Genomic DNA, 21,663 nt, shown 5'->3' on the forward strand with positions numbered 1-21,663 from the left:
CACCCTTTGATGCTCGAAGGCTGGAAAGCTATCCGGCGCGGCGGCGCAGCGCCCCCAGCCGGCTGGTGATCAGCAGGCGGAACTCGGCCGGCAGGATCGCCCAGCTGATCGCGGTGGCAAGGGCGGCAAGGCCGATCCCGCTCAGCCACCAGAGCGGCTGGCGATAATCGAGCAGCGCTCCGGCGGCGGTTCCGGCGACCAGCACGAGGCCGAGCAGTGCGATCCAGCGGCCATGGCTGACCCGGCCGCGGGCGGCGAGCGCCATGGCGATGAAATCGACCGCGCAGCGCAGCGAGAACACGACCGCGCAGCCCATCAGCCCGAATTTGCTCATCCCGACATAGAGCGCCGCCAGATAGGGCGGGATCTGGACCAGCAGCAGCTTGGTCACCAGATCGGGCCGGCCGGTCGCCTGCAGCCAGCTATAGGGGACGACGGCAAAGGCGTTGATCCAGAAACCGAGCAGGATGACGACGCCGACCTCGGCCGACTGGCGGCCCAGCTCGCGCCCGATCCACAGGTCGAAAAACGGGTGGATCAGATAGCAGGCGACCAGCACCGGCGCGCTCAGCGCCGCGAGCAGGGCGAGAATGGCATTGTCGGTGAGCGTGATCCGTTCCGCCTCGCTCGCCGTCGGCAGGCGCGGGAACAGCGCGCCCGACAGCGCGCCGGGGATCACCGACAACCGCTGCGCGAGCTGGAACGGCACCGTGTAGATGGTGACCGCGACCGCGCCGAGGATCGCGCCGATGGCGAACCGGTCGAGGATGACGAGCATCGGCCCGAACAGCGCGGTCACCGTCACCCAGCCGCCATAGCCGAGCAGCTGGCGCGCCTCCGGCCCGCTGAACCGCTGGCGCTGGCCGCGCGTCAGCACGTCGCGGCACGCCCACCACAGCATCAGGATCGCAACGCTGCGCGCGGCAAGTGCCGCCGCCAGCAACGGCCCCAGCCGCGGCCCCGACACATAGGCAAGGATCAGCGGCAGGATCTGGAACAGGCTGGTCGACAGGATCGAGATCATGTTCGACTGGAGGAACCGCTCGCGCGCCTGCAGCGCGCCGCTGAGCGTCCCGGTCAGGGTCGCGACCGGCACCGACAGCGCGAGCAGCGGCACGCTTTCGACGATTTCCGGGCGCAGCGCGGCATCGACCTTGAACACATGCGCGAAGAAATAATCGGCCGCGACATAGAGCACGGCCGCGCCGACCGCGCCCATCAGGATGTTGACCGCAATCGCCGTCCAGAACACGTCCGCCCGCGCCTGCGCATCCGCATCCTTGAGCGCGGCGATGCGGTAGGTCGTCGCACGCCCCAGCCCCAGATCGAACAGCCCGAAATAGCCGAGCAGCAGGAACGCGATCGACAGCACGCCGTAACGATCGGCCCCGACCAGCTTCAGATAAAGCGGCACGGTGGCGAGCGCGAGCGCCATCGGCACGATCGCGCCGATCAGATTATAGCTGGTGTTGCGGCCGATGCTCATCGCGGCGGTGCGGGCAGGAACGCCGCCATGCCCCGGTCAGCCGCGCCCGTCGGCCAGATCGAGCAGCGCCCGGCCATAAGCGGTCTTGGCGAACATCTGCCCGCGCGCGCGCAGCTGGTCGACATCGATGAACCCGTTCTTGAATGCGATTTCCTCAAGGCTGGCGATCTGCACGCCCTGCCGCTTCTGGAGCGTGCGGACAAACTCCGACGCTTCGAGCAGATTGTCGTGCGTGCCGGTGTCGAGCCAGGCAAAGCCGCGGTTCATCTGTTCGACGTAAAGCTCGCCCAGCTCCATATAGATGCGGTTGAGGTCGGTGATCTCCAGCTCGCCGCGCGCCGATGGCTTCACCGTCCGCGCGAACTCGGTCACGCGCTGATCGTAGAAATAAAGCCCGGTGACCGCAAAGCTTGAACGCGGCACCGCCGGCTTTTCCTCGATCGACAGCGCCCGGCCGTTCGCATCCAGCTCGACCACGCCATAGGCCTGCGGATCATCGACATGATAGGCAAAGACGGTCGCCCCGGTCGCGCGGTCGCGGGCGCGGTGCAGCAGCCCCGACAGGCCGGCCCCGAAAAAGATGTTGTCGCCCAGCACCAGCGCCGCCGGCCCGCCCGCGACATGTTCCTCGCCGATCAGAAATGCCTGGGCCAGCCCTTCCGGGCGCGGCTGCACGGCATAGCTGATGTTGAGGCCGAACTGCTCGCCAGTGCCGAACAGCCGGGTGTAATTGTCCAGATATTCGGGGCTGGAGATGATCAGGATGTCGCGGATGCCGGCCATCATCAGCACCGACATCGGATAATAGATCATCGGCTTGTCATAGATGGGCAGCAGCTGCTTGTTGATCGCCAGCGTCGCCGGATGCAGCCGCGTGCCCGAGCCGCCGGCCAGGATGATCCCCTTCATAGTCCCTGTCCCTTCCTGTATCGCCTTGCATCCGCGCCCCGCCAGCAAGCCGGCCGGTCGCCGCCCCACCCGTCAGCCGGCCTTTTCCGTCAGCCGGTCCACAATCTCGCCGACCGCTTCCTGCCAGGGGCGCGGGCTCAGCCCATGGTCGCGGGCGATGCGCGCGGTCGCGAGGCGCGAATTGGCCGGGCGGCGCGCCGGCGTCGGATAGTCGGCGGTGGTGATCGGCTCGACCCGCGTCGCCAGCCCGGCGCGCGCGATCACGAACGCGGCCAGCGCGTGCCAGCTCGCCTCGCCGCCATTGACGAAATGATAGGTGCCGGCCGGCCCGCCACCGGCCGCAATCGACAGCAGCGCATCGGCAATGTCGATCGCCGAGGTCGGGCAGCCAATCTGGTCGGCGACCACGCGCAGCGTATCGCGCTCCGCTCCCAGCCGCAGCATCGTCTTGACGAAGTTGTGCCCGAACGGGCTGACCACCCATGCGGTGCGCAGGATGACATGATCGGGATTGGCGGCGCGGACCGCGGCCTCGCCCGCTTCCTTGGTCGCGCCATAGACGCCGAGCGGGGCGACGGGATCATCCTCGTCATACCAGCCCGGCTTGCTGCCATCGAACACATAGTCGGTCGACACATGGATCAGGCGGATGCCCGCCGCCGCCGTCGCCCTGGCAAGCGCTGCGGGCGCGCCGGCATTGACCGCATGGGCGGCATCGGCATCGCTCTCCGCCTTGTCGACCGCGGTATAGGCGGCGCAGTTGATCACCAGCCCCCAGTCGCGCCCGGCCACCGCGCGGGCAAGCGCCTGCGGATCGGCAAGGTCGAGCGCGGCGCGGCCGGGCAGCACGACCTCGATCCCGCGTTCGGCGGCACGCGCGGCAATCGCGGTGCCGACCTGGCCGGTGCCGCCGGTGACGAGGATCGGCCGCATCGCGCTCAGGCCGATTTCAGGCCCAGCCGCTCGCCGCCATATTGGCGCGCAAGGATCGGCTGCCACCAGGCCTCATTGTCGAGATACCAGCGGATCGTCTTGGCGATGCCGCTTTCAAAGCTTTCTGCCGGCCGCCAGCCCAGCTCGCGCTCCAGCTTGGACGCGTCGATCGCATAGCGGAAATCATGGCCCGGCCGGTCGGCGACGAAGCTGATCTGGCTGCGATAGCTCTGGCCGTCGGCACGCGGGCGGATGGTGTCGAGCGTGTCGCAGATCGTCTCGACAACCGCGAGGTTGGTGCGTTCCGAACGGCCGCCGACCATATAGCTTTCGCCCACCTGGCCGCGCTCGAACACGGCGGTCAGCGCGCGCACATGATCGTCGACATACAGCCAGTCGCGGACATTGTCCCCGCGCCCATAGACGGGCAGCTTTTCCCCGCTCAGGCATTTGAGGATCATCAGCGGAATGAGTTTTTCGGGGAAGTGATACGGCCCGTAATTGTTCGAGCAATTGGTGATCAGCGTCGGCAGCCCATAGGTGTGGTGCCACGCGCTCACCAGATGGTCGGACCCGGCCTTGGACGCCGAATAGGGCGAGCGCGGATCATAGGCGGTTTCCTCGGTGAAGAAGCCGTCGGGGCCGAGCGCGCCGAACACCTCGTCGGTCGAGATGTGGTGGAAACGGAATGCCCCGCGCGCATCCTCGTCCAGCCCGCGCCAGTAATCGAGCGCCGCCGACAGCATCGTGAAGGTGCCGACAATGTTGGTCTCGATGAACGCCGCCGGGCCGTCGATCGAGCGGTCGACATGGCTTTCGGCGGCCAGATGGGTGATCACCTGCGGCTGGAACTCGGCGATCAGCGCGGCAATCGCGGCGCGGTCGCAGATATCGGCCTTGGCAAAGCGGTAGCGGTCGGATGCCGCCACCGGCTCCAGCGACGACAGATTGCCGGCATAGGTGAGCGCGTCGACATTGAGCACGCTGTGCGGCGTGTTGGCGATCAGGTGCCGCACCAGCGCCGAACCGATAAAGCCGGCGCCGCCGGTCACGAGAATGCGAAGGCTGGTCATTGCGCGTCCAATGGCATGAGAGGCCGCCCGTCATAGGCGAACGGGCTTGCGAAATCCTTGAGGCGGGGCAGTTTCTGGTCCTTGTCGGACAAAAGCGGCCCGTCCGCCGGCATGGGCCAGGCAATGCCGAGGTCGGGATCGTCCCAGGCAATGCCGCCATCGCAGTCGGGCGCGTAGAAATCCGACGTCTTGTAGGCGACGGCGCAATCCGGCTCGAGCGTGATGAAACCATGGCCGAAGCCGGCCGGCACATAAAGCTGTTCGCCGCGCTCGGCGGTCAGCTCGGCGGCGACCCAGCGGCCAAAGGTCGGCGAGCCGGCGCGCAGGTCGACCGCCACGTCCCAGATCCGCCCGGCAAGGCAGCGGACCAGCTTGGCCTGCACATGCGGCGGCGTCTGGAAATGCAGGCCGCGCAGCGTGCCGGCGGGCTTGGAGAAGGACTGGTTGTCCTGCACGAAATCGGCGTCGATCCCGGCGGCGCGGTAACGGTCGCGCTGATAGGTTTCGGCAAACCAGCCGCGCGAATCGGCAAACCGGCGCGGGGTGATCAGGACGACCGGCATCAGCCGACCTTCTCGATCGGAGCTTCCGCCCCGGCGACGCCGCGGCCGATGCCGTGATAGGCGATGCCGGCCTTGGCCACTTCGTCGGGGTGATAGACGTTGCGCAGGTCGACAAGCAGCGGCTGCGCCATCGCGGCGGCGATCCGCTTCAGATCGAGCGCGCGGAACGCATCCCATTCGGTGACGAGCACCAGCGCATCGGCCCCGCGCGCCGCGTCATAGGCATTGTCGACATAGGCGATGTCGCCCAGCAGCGGGCGTGCCTGCTCCATGCCTTCGGGATCGTGCGCGACGATCTCCGCTCCGGCGGCGCGCAGCACCTCGACAATCGCCAGCGACGGCGCGTCGCGCATATCGTCGGTATTGGGCTTGAACGTCAGGCCGAGCAGGCCGATGCGCTTGCCGCGCGCATCGCCGCCAAGCGCTGCGATCACCTTGTGGCCCATCGCCACCTTGCGCCTGTCATTGGCCTCGACGGTCGCGTTGACGATGCGCAGCGGCACGTCATTCTCTTCGGCCGTGCGCAGCAGCGCCAGCGTGTCCTTGGGGAAGCAGCTGCCGCCATAGCCCGGCCCGGCATGCAGAAACTTGCCGCCGATGCGGTTATCAAGCCCGATGCCGCGCGCCACGTCCTTCACGTCCGCGCCGACCTTTTCGGCCAGATCGGCCAGCTCGTTGATGAAGCTGATCTTGGTCGCAAGGAACGCATTGGCCGCATATTTGATCAGCTCGGCAGTGCGCCGGCCGGTGAACAGCAGGGGCGCGGCGTTCAGATAGAGCGGGCGATAGATGGCGCGCATCACATCCTCGGCGCGCGCATCCTCGGCCCCCACGACGATGCGGTCGGGGCGCTTGAAATCGCCGATCGCCGCGCCTTCGCGCAGGAATTCGGGGTTGGACACCACCGCCCAGTCGAGATCGGGCCGGGTTTCGCGCAGGATCGCCTCGACCTTGTCGCCGGTGCCGACCGGCACCGTCGATTTGGTGACGACGACCGCCGGGCCGTCGGCCAGCTCGGCAATCTCGCGCGCGGCGGCAAAGACATAGCTCAGATCGGCATGGCCATCGCCGCGCCGCGACGGCGTGCCCACGGCGATGAACACCGCATCGGCACCGGCAATCCCGGCCTTGAGGTCGGTGGTGAAGGACAGGCGGCCCGCCTTCACATTGGCGGCGACCAATGCGTCCAGCCCCGGCTCGAAAATCGGCATCCGCCCGGCTTCGAGCGCGGCGATCTTGCCGGCATCCTTGTCGACACAGACGACGTCATGGCCGAAATCGGAAAAACAGGCCCCGGACACCAGCCCGACATAGCCCGAACCGATCATCGCAATCTTCATGTTCACACCCCTTTTGGCGCGGCTTCCCCTAGCCCTGCCAGCAAATCATTGCCACCTGATTTACCTCGATTGGGGGGTGTGCCGGCCCGGTGCCCGAAAATGCGCCATGGTGCGTGCCTGAACTGATGCTGCGAGCGGATCATGGTGCGAACAGAAGATTGCGTGACGGGACCGCAAGGGTCTCCCGGTCCAGTTGGACTGGCCCACCCGTCGATCCGGGCCGATGATGCGCCAGTTGCCGCTATCCTGAATGGCGGGCTGTTGGGCTGATCCAAACCGCGGCTGAACCACTGAAAGTGGGAGGTTCGTGAAAGGCGGCTCTTCTAGCTTTACAGACAATCCGCACTATATATAACGTGGTATATATCACAGCATGGACATTTATGAGCGACGTAATTCACGATATGGGCGCCAGCTTCCTGGGAAGCAGGCTCAAGCGGCTGGGAGAGCGGATGCAGGCGAGCGCGGCGCGGGTGATTGCCGGCGCCGGACTGGACGTGCAGCCCGCGCACATGCCGCTCCTCGTTGCCTTGGACGGCCGCGCACTCACGATTGGCCAGCTCGTGCAGGCGGTTGGTACCAGCCAGCCGGGCGTGACCCGGGGCGTCGGCCAGCTCGTCAATATGGGTTTAGTTCGCGCTGAAACTGGCGACGATCTGAGACACAGAACCATTCACCTCACCGACGCCGGTGCTGCCGTGATTGCCCGCGCCAGACTGCTCGTCTGGCCCCAGATCACTGAAGCCGTCAATCGGTTGCTGGTCGGGCGGACCGACGAGATCCTGGCAATCATCGCTGACGTCGAAGAAGCGCTGGCCGCGACCCCGCTTGACCAGCTAGCGGCCCAGGCACGGCCCCAAGTGCTGACTATCCGGGACTATTCGGACGATCTTGCGGGAGAGTTCTACGATATCAATGCCGAATGGATCTCCGATATGTTCCAAATGGAGGAAACGGACCGCAAAACGCTCGAAAATCCGGGCACCAGCATCATGGCCGCCGGCGGCTCAATCTTGTTCGTCGAGGCAAAGGGAATGGGGATCATCGGAACGTGCGCACTCCAGAAAACCAGTGCGACCGGTTTCGAGCTTACGAAGATGGGCGTTCGCAAAGCCGCGCGAGGACTTAAGGCGGGCGAATTTCTGTTGCAGGCCGTGATCGACAGGGCGCACGCGCTTGGCGCCGATCCCCTCTACCTTCTGACGAACCATCGCTGCGCGGCGGCAATCCATCTTTATCAGAAACTGGGGTTCCAACACGACGCCGCCATCATGGCCGATTACGGTGCGCGCTACGCAAGATGCGATGTGGCCATGCGATTTGCAGGTGGTGGGAGGACTGCAGCGCCATGAAAATGATCGGCCTGTTGGGGGGTATGAGCTGGGAGAGTTCCGCGGAATATTATCGCATCCTCAATCAAGGAGTGCGGGACCGGCTCGGTCCGACTGCGTCGGCTCGGTGCCTCCTCTGGTCATTTAACTTCGCTGAGATTGAACAAATGCAGCATAAGGGCGATTGGCAGGGCCTGACGCTGCGAATGGTCGATGCCGCACGCCGGCTCGAAGCAGGCGGCGCGGACATGCTGCTGATCTGCACCAACACAATGCACCGGATGGCGGATGAAATTCAGGCGGCGATTGGCGTGCCCCTGCTCCACATCGCAGATCCCACGGCAGAACAGATTAAGGCTGCCGGTTTCAGCACGGTCGGACTGCTCGGCACGGCGTTCACGATGGAACAGGGCTTTTACAAAGACCGGCTTGCTGCTCGGCACGGCCTTCATGTCATTGTCCCGAACATCGATGACCGAGCAAATGTCCATCGCATTATCTATGAAGAACTGGTCACAGGTAAGCTTTTGCCGGTATCTCGTTATGCTTTTCGCGAAATCATCGCCCGCATGGTTGAACGCGGCGCAGAGGCGGTGATTTTGGGATGCACCGAAATCATGATGCTTGTTCGGCCAGAAGATGTTCGGGTACCGCTCTTCGACACCACGGCCATTCACGCAGCAGCGGCGGTTGAAATCGCTTTGGGCGAGAGACCACGGTGCCCCGTCAATCCATTAACATAAGAAACAGACGCAATCGGGTTTGGCTCGAACGGGAGCCGGGGGCTTCTGATGCGACGTCCGGAATGGAGTCGTTTCCGAAACAGCGGCCTTTCAGTCACCAATGCAACAAGCGCCCGTGATCCTCACACCGGTTCGCGGCTTGCCGCGTAGCAATGCCAGGCAAAGATCGCCGCTGCGCCGCGATGGGGGCGCCATGGCTCGGCGAGCGCGCGGACCAGACGTTCGTCGGGGCGGTCGGCATGGCCCAGCAGCACGCCCACCTCGCGCTGCACCGCCAGATCGCCCGCCGGCCAGATGTCGGGCCGGCCCTCGGCGAACAGCAGATAGATTTCTGCCGACCAGCGCCCGATGCCCTTGATGCGGGTCAGCGCGAGGATCGCCTCCTCATCATCCTCTGGCAGGTCGGTCAGGTCGAGCGTGCCATCGGCAACCAGCGTCGCAAGACTGCGGGCATAGCCGGCCTTTTGCCGCGACAGGCCCGCGGCGCGCAGCGCCTCGTCCGACAAAGCGAGCAGCGCTGCCGGATCGCCGGCATCGCCGGTCGCCGCCTCCAGCCGCGTCCACATCGCCGTGGCGGCCGCGACGCTGACCTGCTGGCCGACGATCGTGCGCATGAGCGTGACATAGCCGCGCGGGCGGATGCGCGGTTCGGGATAGCCGGCCTGGGCCAGCGCGCGGGCAAAGGCCGGTTCGATCCCGGCCAGCGCGTCGAGCGCGGTGCGCAACTGATCGGCGGACAGGCCCATTTGCTTGACCCTTTCGTCAAGCCGCGACATGGCGGCTCCCCGGTGCATCGCTGGAACGGCGTTCGATCCGTCGGGATCGGGCCGGCCGCTCCGGACAGATGGTCTGCCGCATTTTCGACGCCGCCGGGTGGCTCCGTCCGGCTTGAAGATGCTCTATGCCGAACGGAAGGGGAACGCAAATGCCGAAGCTGGTGGTTGTCGCGCGCAACGGGAATGAACGGACGGTCGAGGGCGATGTCGGCCTATCGGTGATGGAAGTGATTCGCGACAATGGCTTTGACGAGCTGCTGGCGCTGTGCGGCGGCTGCTGCTCGTGCGCGACCTGCCATGTCCATGTCGATGCCGACTGGACCGCGCGCCTGCCGGCGATGAGCGAGGATGAAAATGACCTGCTCGAATCGAGCGATCACCGCAATGCCGACAGCCGGCTGGCCTGCCAGATCCCGTTCACGGCCGAGCTGGACGGCCTGCGCGTGACCATCGCCGCCGAGGATTGATCGGCAGGGGCTGATCGGCGGGGAGGGGCGGGCCCGTTGCAGCCCGCCCCGCTCACACATGCGCTATTTCAGCCGCAGCACCGCGGTCGGCGCGTCGCGGGTCAGCGGCGTCGCCTTCCAGCTCAGCAGCCGACGGCCCGGTGCCCCGGCCGCCGCGCCATCCTCGCTGTTCTGGCTGACGATTTCGGCATCGGTGTCGATGACGAACACCCCGTCCAGCTCGGCAGCGGGGCGGCTCTTGCCCGGCCCGTCGCCGCCCAGCCGCGTATCATCGGCGGCAAAGCCCGGGGCCTTGATGCGCACCGTGCCGTTGCCGCGCAGTTCGACCGACAGGAACGGGAAGATCGCGCCGGCATCGCTGTTGAACGGAAACACGAAGCCGTGGCTGAGCGTCCCGCTCAGCTGATAATCGATCAGGAAGCGGTTGCCGCCCAGATAGCGGACCGTGCGATAGCCGGCTTCGCGCCCCAGCGCCTCGGCCAGCGCCGTATTCTTTGCGCTGGTGTCGCTGCTCTCGGCCTCGCGGTCCTTGGCCCCGGCGGATTTGGCCTTGGCGTCGCGGTCCAGCACGCCCGACATGGCGCCGGTCATCGCCTTATCGGGATCAAGCGCGATCACCTCGCCCTGATAGCTGAAGGTGAAGCTGCGATCCGCATTGACCGCAAGGCGGGCGCTGAACTTGCCCGGCGTCAGCAGGCAGCCCGAAAGCAGCAGCGGCATCAGCAGCAGCGCCGCCAGCCGGCGCAGCGCGGCGACAGGCTGGGGGTGGGGGCGGGCGCGGGGCAAAGATGCGATCATCGGCGTCACTCCTGTCCGGTCCGGCCGGTCATGGCCGCATAGAGCGAGATGGCGGCGGCGTTCGAGACGTTCAGGCTTTCGACCCGCGGCGAGATCGGCAGCCGCGCCAGCTCGTCGCAATGCGCGGCGGTGTTGGGGCGGATGCCTTCGCCCTCGGCCCCCAGCACCAGCGCGATGCGCGCCGGGCCGAGCGTTGCGGCAAGGCTGCGCGTCGCTTCGCCCGCCAGCCCGATCCGCCAGAACCCGGCCTCGGCAATCTCGTCGAGCGCGCGGGCGAGATTGACCACCCGCACCCAGGGCACAAGTTCGAGTGCGCCCGAGGCGGCGCGCGCGAGCGCACCCGATTCGGGCGGGCTGTGCCGGTCCTGCGTGACGATGCCGACCGCGTCGAACGCCGCCGCCGACCGCAGGATCGCGCCGACATTGTGCGGATCGGTCACCTGATCGAGCACCAGCAAAGTCGCCGGGCCGGGCCGTTCGAGCAGCTCGTCCAGATAGGCGTCGGGCAGGGGATCGACGTCGAGCACCAGCCCCTGATGCGGCGCATCGGGGGGCACCAGCCGGCCGAGATCGGCGACATCGGCCAGCGTGACCGGCAGATCGGCAGGCAGGTCGAGCCGTGCCGCCGCGTCGCGCGTCGCCCACAGCTTGACCGCCCGGCGGGCGGGATTGGCAAGCGCCGCGCCGACCGCGTGGCGGCCCCAGAAACGGGGCCGCCCGCCCGACGGGCGCGAGGGACGATGGCCGCGCGCCATCAGCGTTCAGTCCTGGGCATTGTCGGGATCCTCAACCTTGAACGGATCGGTCGCGGCCGGCTCGGTCGGCGCGGGCATTGCCGGCAGCCGTTCGGCGCTGTCGGCGGCCTGAAACAGCATCCCCGCCAGCACGGTCGCCGCCTGGCGCAGATCATCTGCCTTCAGATGATCGAACGTGTCGGCATTGGTGTGATGAATGCGGCTGTCATAATCGAGCGGGTCCTGAATGAACTGGAACCCCGGCAGGCCGGCGCGCTGCATGAACACATGATCGGTGCCGCCGGTGCGCGCGATCGCCACCTGCCCGGCCCCCAGGCTGGCAAACGGGGCCAGCCAGTCGCGCAGTAGCGGCACCGCGCCGACATTGTGTTCGGCATGGATGCCGCGCACGCGCCCCGCGCCATTGTCGATGTTGAAATAGGCGACAAGATCGGCCGCCCCCGGCTTGCGCGTGATCGGCCAGGCATGGATCGCGCGGTAATAGACCTCGTCGCCGGTCATCCCCTCAGGCATGGGCGGCCAGCTGGCGAGATAGCGGTTCACATAGGCGAGGCTGCCGAGCAGCGCCTGTTCCTCGCCCGCCCATAGCGCGAAGCGGATCGTGCGCTTCGGCCGGAGGCCCAGCGTCTTCAGGATGCGCGCCGCCTCCATCACCGCGGCGACCCCGGCGGCATTGTCGGCCGCGCCGTCCGCCGCCACCCAGCTGTCGAGATGCGCGCCCGCCATCACATAGCCGGCACCTGGATCGGTGCCGGGGATTTCGGCGATGATGTTATGGGCATTCTCGTCGCTGTCGTCGAAGCGGACATCGCTCAGGATTTCCAGCACCGGCGGCTCGCCGCCCTGCGCCAGCCGGGCGACGCGCCGGTAATCCTCGGCCGCCAGCTCGATGCCGGGCAGCGACGGGGTCGCGCCGCGCGCAAAGCCATAGCCTTCGCCATGCACCAGCTTGCCGTCGCGGTAGGACCGGCGCACCCAGGCGACCGCGCCCTCCGCCTTCAGAAACGCATCAAGCTTGGCATCGAAGCTGGCGCGGCGCAGCTGGCGGGCGATTTCGGCCGGGTCGTGGCGGTGCGGCTCCAGCCGGTCCAGCTCGGCCAGTTCGGTGTCCGACAGGCGGCGGAACGGCGCTTCCTTCGGCTCGTCGCCGCTGCCGGGCAGCGAGATCATCACGATCTTGCCGGCAAGCTTGCCCTTCCAGGCCGCGAAATCGCGCGCGCGCTTGATCGGCGCGACGATCACCGGCGCGCGCACCGCGCCCGGCGTCGGCGGCGTCCAGGCGACGGGGATGGCGGTCAGCGCCAGCGGCCGGGGCGATACCAGCGCCACCCGCGACGCCAGAATCTCCCAGCCCCGGCCGAACCGGAACGGCTCGGCCCGCACATTGGCCAGCCCCCAGTCGCGGAATCGCCCCGCCGTCCAGCGTTCGGCGGCGCGCATGGCGGGCGAGTTGGTCATCCGCCCGCCGATCCGGTCGGTCAGGTGATGGGCGATCAGCATCGCCTCGCTGTGGTTGAGGCCCTGGTCGATGATCCGGTTGATCGTCTCGGCCCGGCTGTCGCGCGCGGCCGCGGGGGCGGCGGCGCGTGCGGGCGCGCAGACGGCAAAAGTGCAGCTGGCGATCATCAGGGCGCGGGCGATGCGGCGCATTTATCCTCCCTTGGCAGCGCGGCGTAATGTGCCGGGCTTAGCAGCGATCCCGCCCCGCACAACCCGCACGGCCGTTTCAGCCCGCCAAACTTGCCGCCCGGCAGTGACAGCCCGATTGACAGGCGCGCCGCGAGCCGTCATGGGAGCGCCCTCGCTCGACAGCGGCCCTATGGACAGGTGGCCGAGTGGTTAAAGGCAGCAGACTGTAAATCTGCCGGGCTTCGCCCTACGGTGGTTCGAATCCATCCCTGTCCACCACCGCCGCTGTTGAGCGACCTTTCCCCGACAGCCAAATCCTGTTTTGACCGCGATCCGCGCGGCGGGCCGGCTCAGCCCTGATCCGGGCCGGGTGCGGGCGCACCGGGGTCGGCGGTGCCGTCGGCGATCATCCGATAGGCGTCGGCTTCGGCCATTGGCTTGCCGAACAGCCAGCCCTGGCCATAGCCGCAGCCCATGCGCTCCAGCTCGCCCAGCTGATAGTCGCTTTCGATGCCCTCGACGACGACGTTGAGCTGCATCGCCTCGGCAAGCTGAGCCATCGCACCCACAATCGCCCAGTCGGCATTGCCGGCCTGCTGTGCGGTGATGAACGAACGGTCGATCTTCAGCGTGTCGACTGGCATGTGCTGAAGATGGGCGAGCGCCGAATAGCCGGTGCCGAAATCATCGACGCTGACCCCAAGGCCAAGCTGGCGCAGCCGCGCGACGGTGGCGGCGGCATGGGCGGGATTGACCATCGCCGCGCTCTCGGTGAGCTCGAGGCAGATGTCGCGCGCGTCGGCCCCCGTTTCCAGCAGGATCGCGCACAGCTGATCGACGAAATTGGGCTGCTGGAATTGCTGCGGCGCGATGTTGACGCTCAGATGGAAGCGCCGCGTGCCGAGCTGGCCGCGCCAGCGCGCCGCCGTGCGGCAAGCCTCGCGCAGCACCCAGGTGCCGATGGCGACGATCAGGCCGTTCTTTTCCGCCGCCGGAATGAAGCTGTCGGGCATTTCCAGCCGCCCGTCGGCGCGGCGCCAGCGCAGCAGCGCCTCGAACGCGACCACCTCGCGGTCGGCCAGGGTGACGATCGGCTGGTAATGCAGCTCGAACGCCTCGTCCTCAAGCGCGGCGCGCAGATCGGTTTCGATCGCGAAACGCTCCACCGCTTCGGCGCGCATGGCGGCGGTGAACAGCGCGGTGCGGCCCGCGCCCTTGGACTTGGCGGCGAACATCGCAATGTCGGCGTCGCGGATCAGTTCGGCAGCGTCGCTGCTGCGGCCATCGTCGATGGCGATGCCGATGCTGGCCATGGTCCTGACCTCGGTGCCCGCGATCAGATGGCGCGGGGCCAGCGCGTCGTGCACGGCGGCGGCCATCGCCTCGGCGCGGGCGGCGATGCCGTCGCCCTGCGCCATCAGCACGAACTCGTCCCCGCCCAGCCGCGCCAGCAGCAGATCGTCGATCCCCGGTTCTGCCACCACCCGCGCGGCGACATCGCCCAGCCGGGCCGCCACCGCCTTGATCAGCGCATCGCCGGCCGGGTGGCCGAGCGTGTCGTTGACCAGCTTGAACCCGTCCAGATCAATGAACAGCACCGCGATCCGCCCCGGTTCGCCCGTGCGCGCGGCGGCAAAGGCGGTGCGCAGCCGGTCTTCGAAGCAGCCGCGATTGGGCAGGCGGGTCAGCGGATCGCGCGTCGCATTGTCGATCAGCTGCCGGGCGTGGTGTTCACGCTGGAACACGCGGCCGATCTGGACACCCGCCTGGGCGAGCAGTTCCAGCCATTCGTCATCGGGCGGCTGCGCATCGGCGAGATAGAATTCCATCCCCGCCACCAGTTCCGACCCGACCAGCACCGGGACGATGACCGCGCCGGCCAGGCCGCAGCGGCGCGCGGCGGCGGCGCGGGTGAAGCCGCTGTCGCCCGACAGATCTCCGGTCCAGCACGGTCGCCGCTCGCGCAGCAGCCGGCCGACCAGCGATGAATCCGGCCCGAACACGCGGTGCTGCGAGGCGTGGAGAAAGGGAAACAGCTGGTCCGGCATCTGCGCAAACCAGCGCCCCGTGCTCTTCAGCCCGGCATCCCCACGACCGTCGGCCAGCGCCAGCGCGTGGCCGAACGCCCAGCCGCTGCCAAGGCAGATCTCGCGCACCGCATCGCCGATCGCGGTCAGCGGATCGTCGGTTTCATTGGCGATGTTGACGATGCGGTAGAGCAGCTCCAGCCGGTTGCGGCTGACATAAAGGTCGCGCAGGCCCTTTTCGGCAATCTCTTCTGCCGCCAGCCGTGCCTGCCGCTCGCGCGCCAGCCGCGCCTCGAGCCGCCGGATGATCGCGTCGGCGTCGGGTGTGGCGGCGGCGTCGGGGGCGGGCGCGAAACTGCCCGGCAGCGGCTGTGCGGTCATGCCCAGTCGATCTGCAGCTGGCACATGGCGTCGCCCCGGTGCATGCAGCGCGGCTGGCTGACCGTGATCTGCTCGTCATAGCGCAGGGCAAGGCCGTCGATGAACCCATGGGCCAGATGGCACAGCCGGCGCGGGCTGTCATAGCCGAGCAGCAGGCTGCGCCCCTGGGTGGCGAAATGGAAATGCGGGCAATGCGCCCCGTTATAGAGCTTGCGCACTTCCGGGTGGATGATGGTGTTGAGCGCAAGGATGAAGGCACGCGCATCGCTGGCCCCGGCAAAGAATTGCGGATAGCGCGCCTCGAGCCGTGGAATCGCGAGCTGGCCGATGGTGCGCACCAGCGCGTCGGCCGGGGTGCCGGTCAGCTCTGCCCCGGCCCTGACCAGCCCGGTCAGCTCGGCATCGGGATAGCTGCCCAGCGACGTATAGGCCCCGTCCAGCCCGGCACTGTCGAGCATCGCATCCCATGCGTCCGCCCCGAACGCCTCGGCGACGACCTCTTCGACCAGGTTGAAAATCACGCCCTTCAAGATGCTGTCCCGCCAATGCCGTTCCAGAGCTCATTATAGGACAGCGCGGCAAGGCGGGTGGCGGTCGGCCGGGATAACCGGCCGGGGGGATCGGGCGGGCGGCGGACGCTCAGCGCGCGCGATCGCCCTCAGGTTCGTCCGGCATCTCGTCGGGCAGGCCGATGGCGAACGCCGTGCCGCCGCCTTCACGGTCCTCGGCCCAGATGCGCCCGCCATGTGCTTCGACGATCGTCCGGCACAGCGGCAGGCCGAGGCCGAGCCCGGTCGCCTTGGTCGTGCGGAACGGTTCGAACAAATGGGTTTTCATCTCCGGCGTCAGGCCGGGGCCATTGTCGGCGATGCGGATGACGATCTGTTCGCCGTCGCGCGCCGCCGTGATCAGCAGCCGCCGGTCGGGCCGTCCCGTCATCGCCTCGACAGCGTTGCGCATCAGGTTGTTGAGCACCTGTTCGATCTGCACCCGGTCGATGGCGATGACCGCCGCCGGCGCATCGAGCCGCACCTCGAACTGCACACCCTGCGCGCCCGGCAGCTGCCTGACCGATTCCCATGCCCGCCAGACGACCGGGGCGAGCGGCTCGGCCCGCCGGCTCAGCTCGCCGGTCGAGGCAAAGCGGCGGATGCGGCGGACGATCTCGCTCGCGCGCAGGATTTCCGCCGTCGCCCGCTCGGCCGCCATCAGCCGGATATACTGGCCGTCGGCCGCCTCGGCCTTGGGCGTGCGCAGCAGCGCCAGATAGTTGGCGCAGGCGGTCAGCGGCTGGTTCAGCTCATGCGCCAGCGTGCTCGCCACCGCGCCCATCGCGGTCAGCCGCGACACGCGTAGCAGATCTTCCTGCGTCTCGCGCAGTTCCGCTTCTGCGGCCTTGCGGTCCGACTGGTCGAGGATCGCTCCGATCGCGCGGATCACCCGGCCATGCTCGTCGCGGATCAGCGTGCCGCGATCGAGGACCATCGCATAGCTGCCATCGGCGCGCGCAAACCGGTATTCGGCGCTCCAGTGCAGCGCGGTGCCATCGATATTCGCCTGCAGATCGGCGACCACGCGGGCGCGGTCATCGGCGTGCACCTGCTGGGTCCACCAGTCGACCGGGCTTTCATTGCCGGGGAGCATATGGCCGAACTGGGTCTGGATGCCGTCGGACCAGATGATGCGGTCTTCGCTCAGGTCCCAGTCCCAGATCGCGTCGCGCGTCGCCCCGAGCGCCAGCCGGTAGCGTTCCTCGGCCTCGCGCAGCCGCCGTTCCTGCGCCAGCGCGGCGGTGACGTCGAGCGCCGCGCCGATCAGCCCCAGCGTGCGGCCGTCGCGGCGGCGCAGCGGGAACAGGCTGGCCAGAAACTCGCGCGGGGCATCCCCCCCGGCGGCACCTTCCAGCAGATATTCGACCGGCAGGTCGGTCAGTGTTTCGCCGCGATCGATGACGTGCCGGTGCGCCGGGGCCATCAGTGCGGCAAACCCGGCGGGAAGCGGCACGCCCTCACCGCTGCCCAGTCCCAGCATCGCGGTCATGCGCGGGTTGATCTGGCGGCAGCGCAGCCGCCGGTCGAGCAGATAGAGGCCGACCGGGGCCGAGCGATACAGTTCCGCCAGCTTGCGGCGGCTGTCGGTCAGCCGGGCCTGGCGGGCGCGCAGCCGCTGGGTCTGCCGCACCAGCCCGGCCCGGGTCTGGGCAAGCCGGACCAGGCCGAGGATCTGCGCGGCCAGCAGTTCCAGCCCGTGCCGTTCCGTGGCGCTCAACCCCGCCGGGCGCGGCGCGGTGCCGATCAGGAACAGCACCCCGGCACAACGGCCGCCATCCTCGACCACCGGCGCTTCGGCCAGAAAGCGCACCGGAACGCCCGCTGCCGTCAGCGCCGCGCCCAGCCCCTGGGCCCCGGCATCGAGATCGGCGACCCAGCGGACGCTGTCGGCGCGCAGATTGGCGTCCGCCACCGGGGGCAGATGGTCGGGCAATGCGCCGGTGCGCGCGATCAGGACATGGCCGCCCTCGGCCGTCGGCGCGGCAAATGCCGCACCGTCCGCGCCGCACAGCTCGGCGGCGAAACGGACAATCGGTTCAAGATCGGCGGGCGACAGCGGCGCGGGAGAAAGGGGCAGCCGGCCGTGACCCGGCGCTGAGGTCGGCGCGACATGCACAGGGCGGGCGATCCCCGTCACCTCATCTGGACCCTCTGCCGCGGTTGCCGACGGCTACTCGTGTTACTGGTGCGTTTCAGTGTCTAAACGACTTCTTCGCAAAAGCATAGCTCGGTGGTGCCGTGGTGCAAGTCATAACCGAAACGGACGTTTTTTGGCACGCCGGTCCATCAATGCTTGAGGCCCGGTGCAACCAAGGTTAAGGTCCTCGTCTTGAACCGGCCGTTCAGGGGGAGAGAGACAGGTCGGATGCGGCATATCTACATCGTCGACGACGACGCCGATGTGCGTCAGTCTTTACAGCTGCTGCTGGCGACGCTGACCGATGCCCATATCGACGCCTTTGATTCCGGCACCGAATTCGCCGCGCGGGCGGGCAGCCTCGATCCGGGGGTCGTGCTGCTCGATTATTACATGCCCGGGCTGAACGGGCTGGCCGTTCTTGAACATATTGTCGGGCAGCGCCTGCCATTTTCGGTGGTGATGATCACCGCCCATGAGGATGTAAATGTGGCGGTCGACGCGCTGGCGGCCGGCGCCTGCGACTTTCTTGAAAAGCCGTATGAATATGAAAATCTGCTGATGGTCCTGCGGATCGCGTTCGCGAATCTGGACCGGATGATGGCGGACCGTCCCCAGGGTTAGGCCCGGGCAGGCGCGCGCGCAGCCAAATCAGTCAACGGGCACTGCACTGAACCGGCCGGTCAGGCGGCGGCGGCGCGGCCCTGGCCAAGGCCTTCGAGGATCGACCGGTTGACGATCACCAGCGGCTCGATCGTGTCCCGGCCCGCGACGACATCGGTCGTGAACCGGTCGACCCACAGGGCAAGCGAGATGATCGCGGCGCGCAACTGGTCGGGCAGTTCGTTGCCGGGTGCCGCGCACGCCGCCGAAAATGTGCTCCACATTTCGCGGTTGCGGTGCAGCGCGGGCATCAGCGCCGGGCCACGCAGCCCGTTTTCCCACGCGCCCAGCAATTCGCCGGTGATCTGGCCGATCAGGCGATATTCCATCGCCCGCGGGGTTTCCGCCATGCTGCGGACACGCTGATAGGTCGCCAGAGACATTCGGACACTCCGTATTTTCCCCCATTTTAGACGATTAACTGTGATCCGGGTGCGATCGGGTGCAAGTCGCCTGTCCGGCCCGCCCGCATCCGGCCGGCGCGGACGGCCGCGGCGAGACAGGCTTGCGAGATGCCCATGCGAGATGGCCATGCGAGATTCTGGCGCCCTTCGGACGGCCCGGCCGGTTTCATCCTATAACGTGTTTATTCGTCGGAGGGCGGCTGCGGCCGGGTGGTGCATGTGATCAACGGTATCGGACTTCTCATCATCATGGGCTGCGTGTTCGGCAGCTTCATCATCTCGGGCGGCAAGATGGACATCGTCCTTCATGCGCTGCCGCACGAAATGATGGCGATCGGTGGCGCGGCCCTGGGCGCGTTCCTGGTGGCGAACTCGATGCACACGGTGAAGCTCGCCGGCAAGGGCCTCGGGCGCTCGTTCAAGGGGCCGCGCTGGACGACCGAGCTGTACCGCGACCTGCTGTCGATGCTGTTCATCCTGTTCACGACCTTCAAGAAGAAGGGCGCGACCGGCATCGAACCGCATATCGACAATCCGGAAGAAAGCGCGATCTTCTCGCGCTACCCCAAGATCCTCGCCGACCATCACCTGATCGAGTTCGTCTGCGACTATGTGCGCATGATGACGGTCAGCTTTGATGACCCCAACCAGCTCGCCGAGGCGATGGAGGCGGATATCGAGCGCCACCATCATGAGGAAATGGCCCCGCAGCATGCGCTGCAGAGCATGGCCGACGGCCTGCCGGCGATCGGCATCGTCGCCGCCGTTCTGGGCGTCATCAAGACCATGGCCTCGATCGATCAGCCGACCGAAATCCTGGGTGCGATGATCGGCGGCGCGCTGGTCGGCACCTTTCTCGGGGTCCTCCTGTCCTACTGCCTTGTCGGGCCGCTCGCCTCGAAACTGGCCGAGGTGATCGAGGAGGATTCCAAGCCCTACACCATCGTCAAGGCCGCGATCGTTGCCTACGCCCAGGGCGTGCCGATCCAGGTCGCGACCGAGATCGCGCGCCGGCTGACCCCGTCGGCCCATGCCCCCAGCTTCCAGCAGCTCGAAACAGCCCTTGACGAGGCCAAGAATGACATCAACGCCATCGCTGCCTGATCCGGCCGGGGCCGGTCAGCCCATCGTGCTTCCCGCGAACGGAACCACCGTTGCCGCGGAAGACCTGCAGGCCCGCTTCGTTCACGCGGCGGACGCCCATGCCGACATGACCATCGATGCGTCGCAGGTCGAAAATGTCGGTCAGGCCATGCTGCAGCTGCTCGTCGCGGCCCGCGCCCATGCGCAGGCCGAGGGTCTTCATTTTGCAATCAACGCGCCCAGCGAGGCCTTTCTCGCGCGGGTGGCCGCCTGCCGGCTTGGAGAGCCGCTTGGCCTTGAGATGGAAAAGGAACGGGAACAATGAGCAAGCTGATCCTGACCGTCGATGATTCGGCGAGCATGCGGATGCTGCTGAAGGCGTCGCTGGGTGCGCAGGGCTTCACCATCGAAACCGCCAATGACGGCGAGCATGGCCTGGAGCGCATGCACGAGGTCAAGCCCGACCTGCTGATCACCGACATCAACATGCCCAAGATGGACGGGTTCCAGCTGATCGAGGCGGTGCGCGCCGAGCCGTGCTTCCGCGGCGTGCCTATCCTCGTGCTGTCGACCGAGTTTTCCGACGAGAAAAAGGCCCGCGCGCGTGAAGCCGGCGCGACCGGCTGGATCACCAAGCCGTTCGATGCCGAAAAGCTGGGGACGGCGATCCGCCGTGTGTGCCCGTGAGCGACGAGCTCGACGAAATCCAGGCGATCTTTTTCGAGGAATGCGCCGAAGGGCTGATCGCGGCCGAACAGGGGCTGTCGGCCATGGCCGATGGCGACACCTCTTCGGAAACGATCGCCGGGGTGTTCCGCGCCGTCCACTCGATCAAGGGTGGGTCGGGCGCGTTCGGCCATGCGGCATTGCTCGCCTTTTCGCACCGGTTCGAGAATGTGCTCGACGAGGTGCGTGCCGGGCGCATCGCGCCGTCGGCCGGCGTTGTGCAGGTGCTGCTGCGCGCGTTCGACATCCTGTCCGATCACGTCCAGGCCGCGCAGGAACAGTCCGCGCCGCCGGCCGACGCGGCGATGCTCGCGACGCTGGACGAGGTGCTGGCCAACAAGGGTGTCGGTGATGCCGGCGGCGCGCCCGCCGCGCCCGAAGCCGCGGCCCCCGAGCCGGCTGCCCCCGAAGCGGCGGCGCCCGCGGGTGGCGAGCAGGCCGACGAATTCGGCTTTGTGCCGGTGACGGTGTCGATCGAGGCGCTCGACGATCCGTTCGGTTTTGAACCCGTGTCGGTGTCGCTCGACGATCTCGACCCCGAACCGCTGCCCTGGCGTGTGCATTTCAAGCCGTCGCGCGCCGCAATGGCCAATGGCGCCGAACCGCTGCTCACCGTGCGCGAGTTGGAGCGCCTCGACGGCCGCGTCGTCGCCGCCGATGTCAGCGCTGTCCCGCCGCTGCGCGAGCTGGAGGTCGGCAACGGCTATATCGCCTGGACGCTGTCGGTGCCCGCCTCGGTCGCCGAGAGCGAGATCCGCGAATGTTTCGACTTTGTCGCGCCCGATTCGGTGATCGAGATCAGCCGCGAGGGCGAAGCGCTGGACGCGCCGCCCGCCCCGCCGGCGTCTTCCGCGCCGGCCCCGGCTGCCGCGCCGCCCCCGCCTGCCG

At 67.6% G+C, this 21,663-nt stretch carries 22 protein-coding genes and 1 tRNA gene; 9 read left to right on the forward strand and 14 right to left on the reverse strand.

What is annotated here, in order from left to right:
* Window positions 1–28: 28 nt before the first annotated feature.
* From OPU66_RS08560 to OPU66_RS08585, 6 genes are all read right to left on the reverse strand, one after another.
* Window positions 29–1,486: a flippase gene (locus OPU66_RS08560; protein WP_498553203.1), complete on the reverse strand. Its 1,458-nt coding sequence runs from the start codon at window positions 1,484–1,486 to the stop codon at window positions 29–31.
* Window positions 1,487–1,522: 36 nt separating this feature from the next.
* On the reverse strand, window positions 1,523–2,395 hold the full coding sequence (rfbA, locus tag OPU66_RS08565) for a glucose-1-phosphate thymidylyltransferase RfbA (protein WP_498553204.1): 873 nt from the start codon (window positions 2,393–2,395) through the stop codon (window positions 1,523–1,525).
* A 72-nt stretch (window positions 2,396–2,467) separates the two neighbouring features.
* A complete protein-coding gene (rfbD, locus tag OPU66_RS08570; protein ID WP_498553205.1) occupies window positions 2,468–3,328 on the reverse strand; it encodes a dTDP-4-dehydrorhamnose reductase in 861 nt (286 codons plus the stop codon).
* Between the two features lie 5 nt (window positions 3,329–3,333).
* Window positions 3,334–4,401, reverse strand: a complete 1,068-nt coding sequence (rfbB, locus tag OPU66_RS08575) for a dTDP-glucose 4,6-dehydratase (protein ID WP_498553206.1) — start codon at window positions 4,399–4,401, stop codon at window positions 3,334–3,336.
* Window positions 4,398–4,964: a dTDP-4-dehydrorhamnose 3,5-epimerase gene (gene rfbC, locus OPU66_RS08580; protein WP_498553207.1), complete on the reverse strand. Its 567-nt coding sequence runs from the start codon at window positions 4,962–4,964 to the stop codon at window positions 4,398–4,400. The genes rfbB and rfbC overlap by 4 nt, the downstream gene beginning before the upstream one ends.
* Complete coding sequence (locus OPU66_RS08585; protein WP_498553208.1) at window positions 4,964–6,304, reverse strand: UDP-glucose dehydrogenase family protein; 1,341 nt, start codon at window positions 6,302–6,304, stop codon at window positions 4,964–4,966. Before OPU66_RS08585 ends, rfbC begins: the two co-directional genes overlap by 1 nt.
* 383 nt (window positions 6,305–6,687) lie before the next feature.
* On the opposite strand from OPU66_RS08585, the gene OPU66_RS08590 reads away from it, so the two are divergent.
* Entirely contained in the window at window positions 6,688–7,656 is a 969-nt protein-coding gene (locus OPU66_RS08590) for a bifunctional helix-turn-helix transcriptional regulator/GNAT family N-acetyltransferase (protein ID WP_498553209.1), read from the forward strand.
* The gene (locus OPU66_RS08595) at window positions 7,653–8,378 is read left to right on the forward strand and encodes an aspartate/glutamate racemase family protein (protein WP_498553210.1); all 726 of its coding nucleotides are present in this window, start codon (window positions 7,653–7,655) and stop codon (window positions 8,376–8,378) included. The genes OPU66_RS08590 and OPU66_RS08595 overlap by 4 nt, the downstream gene beginning before the upstream one ends.
* A 122-nt stretch (window positions 8,379–8,500) precedes the next feature.
* On the opposite strand, the gene OPU66_RS08600 is transcribed toward OPU66_RS08595, so the two are convergent.
* Window positions 8,501–9,124, reverse strand: a complete 624-nt coding sequence (locus OPU66_RS08600) for a DNA-3-methyladenine glycosylase family protein (protein ID WP_498553224.1) — start codon at window positions 9,122–9,124, stop codon at window positions 8,501–8,503.
* Between the two features lie 179 nt (window positions 9,125–9,303).
* Here OPU66_RS08600 and OPU66_RS08605 point away from each other — a divergent pair, with 179 nt between their 5' ends.
* On the forward strand, window positions 9,304–9,621 hold the full coding sequence (locus OPU66_RS08605; RefSeq protein ID WP_498553211.1) for a 2Fe-2S iron-sulfur cluster-binding protein: 318 nt from the start codon (window positions 9,304–9,306) through the stop codon (window positions 9,619–9,621).
* Window positions 9,622–9,684: 63 nt separating this feature from the next.
* Here OPU66_RS08605 and OPU66_RS08610 read toward each other — a convergent pair whose 3' ends face one another.
* The 3 genes from OPU66_RS08610 to OPU66_RS08620 are packed head-to-tail and all read right to left on the reverse strand — an operon-like array spanning window position 9,685 to window position 12,800.
* A complete protein-coding gene (locus tag OPU66_RS08610) occupies window positions 9,685–10,419 on the reverse strand; it encodes a hypothetical protein (RefSeq protein ID WP_498553212.1) in 735 nt (244 codons plus the stop codon).
* A 5-nt stretch (window positions 10,420–10,424) separates the two neighbouring features.
* On the reverse strand, window positions 10,425–11,174 hold the full coding sequence (locus tag OPU66_RS08615) for a TrmH family RNA methyltransferase (RefSeq protein ID WP_498553213.1): 750 nt from the start codon (window positions 11,172–11,174) through the stop codon (window positions 10,425–10,427).
* 6 nt (window positions 11,175–11,180) lie between these two features.
* Window positions 11,181–12,800, reverse strand: coding sequence for a M20/M25/M40 family metallo-hydrolase (locus tag OPU66_RS08620; RefSeq protein ID WP_498553225.1), 1,620 nt, complete (start codon window positions 12,798–12,800; stop codon window positions 11,181–11,183).
* A 195-nt stretch (window positions 12,801–12,995) separates the two neighbouring features.
* On the opposite strand from OPU66_RS08620, the gene OPU66_RS08625 reads away from it, so the two are divergent.
* A tRNA-Tyr gene (locus OPU66_RS08625) sits at window positions 12,996–13,082 on the forward strand.
* Window positions 13,083–13,153: 71 nt separating this feature from the next.
* Here OPU66_RS08625 and OPU66_RS08630 read toward each other — a convergent pair.
* From OPU66_RS08630 to OPU66_RS08640, 3 genes are all read right to left on the reverse strand, one after another.
* A complete protein-coding gene (locus OPU66_RS08630; RefSeq protein ID WP_498553214.1) occupies window positions 13,154–15,211 on the reverse strand; it encodes a putative bifunctional diguanylate cyclase/phosphodiesterase in 2,058 nt (685 codons plus the stop codon).
* Window positions 15,208–15,732 carry a heme NO-binding domain-containing protein gene (locus OPU66_RS08635; protein WP_498553226.1) on the reverse strand — a complete coding sequence of 175 codons (525 nt, stop codon included), beginning with the start codon at window positions 15,730–15,732 and terminating at the stop codon, window positions 15,208–15,210. The genes OPU66_RS08630 and OPU66_RS08635 overlap by 4 nt, the downstream gene beginning before the upstream one ends.
* A gap of 118 nt (window positions 15,733–15,850) precedes the next feature.
* A complete protein-coding gene (locus OPU66_RS08640) occupies window positions 15,851–17,899 on the reverse strand; it encodes an ATP-binding protein (protein ID WP_498553215.1) in 2,049 nt (682 codons plus the stop codon).
* 228 nt (window positions 17,900–18,127) lie between these two features.
* On the opposite strand from OPU66_RS08640, the gene OPU66_RS08645 reads away from it, so the two are divergent.
* Window positions 18,128–18,523, forward strand: a complete 396-nt coding sequence (locus OPU66_RS08645) for a response regulator transcription factor (RefSeq protein ID WP_498553216.1) — start codon at window positions 18,128–18,130, stop codon at window positions 18,521–18,523.
* Between the two features lie 59 nt (window positions 18,524–18,582).
* On the opposite strand, the gene flaF is transcribed toward OPU66_RS08645, so the two are convergent.
* Complete coding sequence (gene flaF, locus OPU66_RS08650; RefSeq protein ID WP_498553217.1) at window positions 18,583–18,945, reverse strand: flagellar biosynthesis regulator FlaF; 363 nt, start codon at window positions 18,943–18,945, stop codon at window positions 18,583–18,585.
* Between the two features lie 240 nt (window positions 18,946–19,185).
* Here flaF and motA point away from each other — a divergent pair, with 240 nt between their 5' ends.
* The 4 genes from motA to OPU66_RS08670 form a co-directional block, all read left to right on the forward strand.
* Window positions 19,186–20,070, forward strand: a complete 885-nt coding sequence (gene motA / locus OPU66_RS08655) for a flagellar motor stator protein MotA (RefSeq protein WP_498553218.1) — start codon at window positions 19,186–19,188, stop codon at window positions 20,068–20,070.
* Between the two features lie 25 nt (window positions 20,071–20,095).
* Window positions 20,096–20,374 carry an STAS domain-containing protein gene (locus OPU66_RS08660; protein WP_498553219.1) on the forward strand — a complete coding sequence of 93 codons (279 nt, stop codon included), beginning with the start codon at window positions 20,096–20,098 and terminating at the stop codon, window positions 20,372–20,374.
* A complete protein-coding gene (locus OPU66_RS08665; protein ID WP_160591328.1) occupies window positions 20,371–20,736 on the forward strand; it encodes a response regulator in 366 nt (121 codons plus the stop codon). Before OPU66_RS08660 ends, OPU66_RS08665 begins: the two co-directional genes overlap by 4 nt.
* Window positions 20,733–21,663 (forward strand): Hpt domain-containing protein (locus tag OPU66_RS08670; RefSeq protein ID WP_498553220.1); only part of this gene is annotated, 931 nt, incomplete at its 3' end. The genes OPU66_RS08665 and OPU66_RS08670, both read left to right, overlap by 4 nt.

The sequence above is a fragment of the Sphingomonas sp. URJC2 genome, from assembly GCF_059803575.1.